The organism is Aliivibrio sp. S3MY1 (assembly GCF_028765575.1).
Lineage (GTDB): Bacteria > Pseudomonadota > Gammaproteobacteria > Enterobacterales > Vibrionaceae > Aliivibrio.
The window spans coordinates 1-953 of sequence record NZ_JARACO010000084.1; the positions used below are offsets into that span (position 1 = coordinate 1).

At 34.4% G+C, this 953-nt stretch carries 1 protein-coding gene; it reads right to left on the reverse strand.

What is annotated here, in order from left to right:
- Positions 1–252: 252 nt before the first annotated feature.
- Positions 253–891, reverse strand: coding sequence for a hypothetical protein (locus tag PVK62_RS17325; RefSeq protein WP_274449504.1), 639 nt, complete (start codon positions 889–891; stop codon positions 253–255).
- Positions 892–953 lie beyond the last annotated feature (62 nt).

Genomic DNA, 953 nt, shown 5'->3' on the forward strand with positions numbered 1-953 from the left:
AAGTTCAATGCCGAACCTGATAAAACGAACACCAAAAGGCTACAAAGAAAAAGATAAACCACCCTACTTTCACACCTAAAATACTAATGGTTCAATCGCTGAACTGAACCAAAAAACTGCATTCTCAGAGTTCGTATAACGCCGCAATAACACGTTTGCTGCCATGCAGATTAAGCCCAAATTTACCACTTAATACGGTAAACTCAAAGAAACCTAGGATGCCGAATGTAGCAAATCGTGTTGATTGCTTTGTTAGCCGAATGTTCGTAGGACATACAATACGTTTTGAATAGCAATAACAAAGACTAAACTCAGACCTAATGAATAAAAAACTAAACAACTCCATATTGCCAATTTATTATATGATTCCGCTATAGTTTGTGCAAAATAGAACGCATTATTTGTAGTCTGCCCCATATTTGAACGTTCTAAATTATCGAATTGGTCGACAGCGTAATCCAAGTTTTCTTCGTCCATCTCAGGTTGTTTACAATAATTCTTAAAATAACTTGATAAATATTTCACGTAGTCTGGTTTAACCCCAGGCTTTCTATTACACCAAACCATGACTTTCATTGCAGAGTGAACTTGTAATAAGGTTTTACCGTGCTCCTTAAATTCAGAATAGTTTTTATATTGGCGAAATATTTCAGGGCAAAAAGCATTATATATAATGTTCGCAATTGTAAAAAAACAAGCTGCACCAAACAATAACTGCCATGAAAAAGGTAAACTCGTTGTTAAATTTACATTACTACCAAAAACAGTCATATTAATCACATCATCGACATTTGATAGTAATCGTGCACTAATAGGAACAATTAGCAACCAAATAAATGATGATTGAACTATTTTGCTATCACCAATACTTCTAATCAAACTCCACTTCAATTTATTTCTCCTTTATCCTAAAACTTTAGATTCGGCTAACGCCTGCATAACACGTTTGCTTG